This window comes from uncultured Deefgea sp. (genome assembly GCF_947072475.1).
In the GTDB taxonomy this organism is placed as follows: Bacteria; Pseudomonadota; Gammaproteobacteria; order Burkholderiales; family Chitinibacteraceae; genus Deefgea.
Genome location: NZ_CAMTIA010000101.1, coordinates 1 through 4,682 on the forward strand (window position 1 = coordinate 1; position 4,682 = coordinate 4,682).

Genomic DNA, 4,682 nt, shown 5'->3' on the forward strand with positions numbered 1-4,682 from the left:
TCGTGAATTGCGAGCCTTGGTCGGTGTTAAATATTTCTGGCGCACCATATTCACTTAACGCCGAGCCCAAACAATCCATGCAAAAACCAACGTCCATCGTATTCGATAACTGCTAGGCCAGCACCTTTCGGCTGTACCAGTCGATAATCGCCACCAAATACACAAAACCATGCGCCAGCCGAATATAAGTGAGATCCGCACTCCACACCTGATTCGGCCGAACCACCGCCATACCCCGCAATAAATAAGGATACACCTTGTTTTGCGGGTGTTTTTTACTGGTGTTTGGACTCGGCACCATCGCCACCAAACCCAATATGCGCATCAATCGTTGTACGCGTTTTCGATTGACGGTGTGCCCCTCTTGTTGCAAAAACAGCACCATTTTTCGGCTACCGAAAAACGGATGACGCGTGTATTCCTCATCCAATAAACGCAATAATTCAAGTTCGACTTCATCCACCACAGTGTTGGCTTTGGGCGTATACACCGTGGCGCGCGCCACGTTGGCCAACAGGCATTGCAGCACCACAGGTAGGTTTTGCTGGGCATCTCGACTTACCCAAATTTGCCGCTCGTTTAGTGGTCGATCCCAGACTTTTTTTTGAGCCAATCGAGCTCCATGCTGAGCTGACCGATTTTGGCGTACAGCCGCTCAGGATCTGTTGCTGCATCAACCGGTTTCGGGCCACGTTTGACATCAAAAATCTGCGCAGCATTCTCCAATAGCGCTTTTTTCCACAGCCCAGCTTGCGTCGGATGCACGCCGAATTCTAGGGCGATTTCATTGATGGTTTTATGGCCTTTTGCTGCCTCTAATGCCACCTTCGCTTTCTGCGCACCGCTCAATACTTTACGGTTTTTCTCACTCATTTTGGCCTACCTTTTCATGGCAGAAACCATCTTAAACTACTGTCTGTTTTGTTGGGGCCACTATATTTTGCTGCGCTACCACTGCCTTCGTGATTGGCACTTCTGCAGGAGCTGTGCCGGACTTTTCCTGTTTTTTTACAGGCGATTTTGATTGTAAATAACTTCTTAGTGTTGTTGTCGTGATCGTTAAACCTTCTTGGCTCAGTTTTTCAGCGATTGCTTCAAAGCTATAGCCTCGCTTTCGTAGTTTCTCAATGTCTTTAGCTAACATTCGCACGGCATCTTTTTTGTTGTAGTCGGTCTGCTTTTCAAAAGTAGGCATGGCGTTTAATGTTTCTGATATTTCCGTAAGTTTTTCTCTGCTGTATTTCATGCGTGCCTCCATTAAATCATCAATATAGTCATTTTTAAATAATTTGCAAAACTGCGAATATTGTCTAATCTGATTTTTGTTAGCCAGTATAAAAATGAATACAGGATGGCCTTTGTCATACATGTGCTACTTCTCATTCGATTATAAAACAGATGTCTTTGTGTCAAGCTTGAGCTAATCCTTTGTTGAAATTTTGAGGAGATAATCGTGCCGTTTGAATGCATTGGTAATGGAGCATTGGATGCTCGTCTTAATTTGCGGTTGACGATTCAAGAGAAAGAACTCCTTAGTCTTGATGCAGACCTGGCCTCATTAAGTATGTCTGAGCTGGTACGCCGCAGATATTTTGGACGACCGATTGTTGCGGATGAAAAGGCCGTTATTTTGAAAGAGTTGCGTCGACTTGGTGTTCAGCTTAAAAGCCTTCAAGGCATGCCTGCGAGTGAGATTCAAGAAGATGCCGGTCATGTTCTGACTGCATTAAAAAAATACTTGGATGTGTTGAGTCGTGATCGTTAAAAAGATCGGTAACCCAGGAAAATCTGCGTCGAAGTCAACGCGGATTTATGCCCTGAGCAATTACATTTTGAGCCCGACATCAACAAATCGTCATGAGAAATGTGTTTATTTTGGAACGCGTGGATTTTTCACGGATCAATTGAAAAGTCAGCAAGCTGAGATGTTGGCTCTAGCTCAGGAGGCAGTGAGAAGTAAAGATACGATCAACCATTACGTTTTGAGTTGGCACGAAGGCGAGCAGCCTAGTGCCGAGCAAATCGAGGAGTTGGTTGATATTTTTTTGGGGGAGCTCGATTTACATATTCATCAGTGCATGTATGGATTACATGCCGATACGGGTAATTTACATTTGCATCTTGTGATCAATCGAGTGGATCCAGAATCGATAAAAGTGATTAAGCCAAACCAAGGTTTTGATATTAAAGCGGCGCATAAAGCCGTTGCACGAATTGAACATGCCCAAGGCTGGCTGCGTGAGCCGAACGGTTGTTACCGAGTTTTAGAAAATGGGGAATTGGGGCGTGAGCACCATGCTCCTACACCAAGGCAACCTGCTCAAAGTAAACGCGACAAAGAGCATCGCACAGGCGAAAAATCTGCAGAGCGTATCGCCATTGAAGAGGCTGCGCCAATTATTCAATCCGCGAATTGTTGGTCGGAACTACATCGTGGATTGGCAAAATGCAATATGCGTTATCAGCGAAGTAATGGTGGGGCAGTGGTCTTTGTTGGTGCGATTGCAGTTAAAGCCAGTCGCGTATTACCCGCTGCCAGCTTGAATAAGTTACAAAAACGACTTGGCCCATTTGAACATTCCAATCAGGAGCGACCTAATGTCTACTTCAACCACGTCGAATCCGAAGAGTATGACTTTGACGACTCTAGGCTTTGCACCGATAACCGTTTGTACAACTTGTCCGAATGCGGTTTGGCAAATTACCGAAGCGGAAAAGTTGCGGGTGTTTTGTCGCATAATGCGCGTACTTATCGACGACAACCTGCAGGCGTGCGACGGGAATCCAAATATGATTCCGAACCTGCCCAAAGTGCAGATTTAAGGCCTGTGCACCAGAATCAGCCATTGTTACCAGTGTTTTTGGCTAAAAAACAAGAGCATTTTCAAGCGCGTAATGTCGCTAAACAAGCGCAAAAATTGCGGCATCAGACAGAGCGCCAACAGCTTATCGCGCAGCACAAAAAACAGCGAAATCAAATTTTGGATAGGAGCTGGCAGGGGCTAGGAGTATTGCGCAATGCGCTGCAAAGTGTTTTGGCCGCTGAGCAAAAAGCAGGAAAGCTTGGCTTGCAAGAACGGCAGAAAATAGAGCGCACGCAATTGAGTCTAGAACACCAAAGGTTTCCTGGTTTTGAGGAATGGTTGCGAGACCAGCACCGCCCTGAGTTGGCTGAGGCGTGGCGGAATCGAACAGCTGAAAATGTGATGTGGATTTTTGGTGATTCTTATCTTGCTCCCGCATTGTTAACCATTACCGGATTCAACGTTGAAATTGAAGGTCTGCGAGCCTGCTATAGGCGGAGCGATGGAAGTCTTCATCACGTAGTCCCAGCTTTTGTGGATAGTGGGCGCAAGATTGAAATTTATGGTTGGCAATCTAATGATGTCGTACTTGGTGCGTTACAGATCGCCGCGAAAAAGTGGGGTGATTTTTATATTTCTGGGAATGATGAGTATATTTCTCAATGCATTAAACTGGCAGCAAAGCACGAATTTTCGGCTAAAAATTTCGAGTTAAAAAACTGTATCGAGCAAGAGCAGCAGCGCCTTAAGCAAGCAGTTTTACAAGTGCAGGTATCAGAGCACGATCTGCGGAAACCAGATCAAGTTCGTGAAGTCGATAAAGCTGTACGCGCATTTATGCTGCATTTTGCCGATATTTCGCATCAATCAAACAAACCTCTTACAGACAGTTCACGTAATCAAAATTTAACTGAAATTGCGGTACGTATGAAAGCGACTGGCCATAGCGAAATGGCCGTTAAGCAAGCCTTTATACGGACTTTACCAAGTAAGTTATATGATTGCATTGACCAAATCGTGAGTCTTGCGTTTAGTGATGAGGAAATTGCCAACGTTGCAATGCTAAAAGCACTTTCTCCATATTGGATTGAGCTAGAGAAATCTGATGTAAGCCCAATAAATATAAATAAAGCTCTTTTACAGCTTAGTGATTCTTATGATTTAGATACCGGTAAAGATCGTTAAATAACTTCTCGAGCAATGTTGATTGTGGTTGCAGATGATTTTGATCCATCTGCGATATTCAACTGCCCCAATCAAAACACGTCTTTCTCAATAAGCTTCAACAGCTTGTTGTGTCTTGCCGTGGGTCAACCAATCCCTGCTGCTTGGGTAAATAACGTTGACGCGAACAGTCTTTATTCATGCTCCAGATGAGCTAAATAAAATCTGCAGCATGACCTGCAGTGCAGTAGCGCATGTAAATAGCACCCAAGGGGGCTGCGGATAAAATCTTGGACTGGTTTATGTTGTTAACCCAAGTCTCTTTCGGTATTCAATCGGGCTAAGAGCTCCTAGGGAAATTTTAATTCGCTTTTCGTTATACCATCGAATATAGGTGTCGACTATCTGGATGAATTGCTCAATGGTGATTCCCGTCCAATCCCGATAATAAAATAACTCCGTTTTCAAGCGCCCGAAGAAACCTTCGCAAGCTGCATTATCTGGTGAGCATCCTTTGCGCGACATTGATCGAACCAAGTTCGCATTACTTATCCTTAATAGCCAACCAGGCCAGCGATAATGCGCTCCCTTACAATTTAATGGAAAAAATGACGAGAAATTGTATTTTTCTCGTCATTAATTATCAAAAATCGTCATTAATTGTCAATAAGTGACGATAAAAGACAACTAACGATAAAAAGGGCGCTACTAGTT

Annotated in this window: 3 protein-coding genes and 2 pseudogenes; 2 read left to right on the plus strand and 3 right to left on the minus strand. The window is 44.3% G+C overall.

Annotated features, from left to right (window positions below):
• A pseudogene (locus tag Q0V82_RS16375) lies at positions 1–873 on the minus strand (IS3 family transposase); the annotation flags it as partial.
• A gap of 31 nt (positions 874–904) precedes the next feature.
• A complete protein-coding gene (locus Q0V82_RS16380; RefSeq protein ID WP_297577513.1) occupies positions 905–1,369 on the minus strand; it encodes a hypothetical protein in 465 nt (154 codons plus the stop codon).
• 84 nt (positions 1,370–1,453) lie between these two features.
• Between Q0V82_RS16380 and Q0V82_RS16385 the strand changes: the two genes are divergently transcribed.
• Together Q0V82_RS16385 and traI are read left to right on the plus strand one after the other, a co-directional pair.
• The gene (locus Q0V82_RS16385; RefSeq protein ID WP_297577514.1) at positions 1,454–1,765 is read left to right on the plus strand and encodes a MobB mobilization protein; all 312 of its coding nucleotides are present in this window, start codon (positions 1,454–1,456) and stop codon (positions 1,763–1,765) included.
• On the plus strand, positions 1,755–3,989 hold the full coding sequence (gene traI, locus Q0V82_RS16390) for a TraI/MobA(P) family conjugative relaxase (protein ID WP_297577515.1): 2,235 nt from the start codon (positions 1,755–1,757) through the stop codon (positions 3,987–3,989). The genes Q0V82_RS16385 and traI overlap by 11 nt, the downstream gene beginning before the upstream one ends.
• A 279-nt stretch (positions 3,990–4,268) precedes the next feature.
• Here traI and Q0V82_RS16395 read toward each other — a convergent pair.
• Positions 4,269–4,559: pseudogene (locus Q0V82_RS16395) on the minus strand (transposase); the annotation flags it as partial.
• Positions 4,560–4,682: the final 123 nt, after the last annotated feature.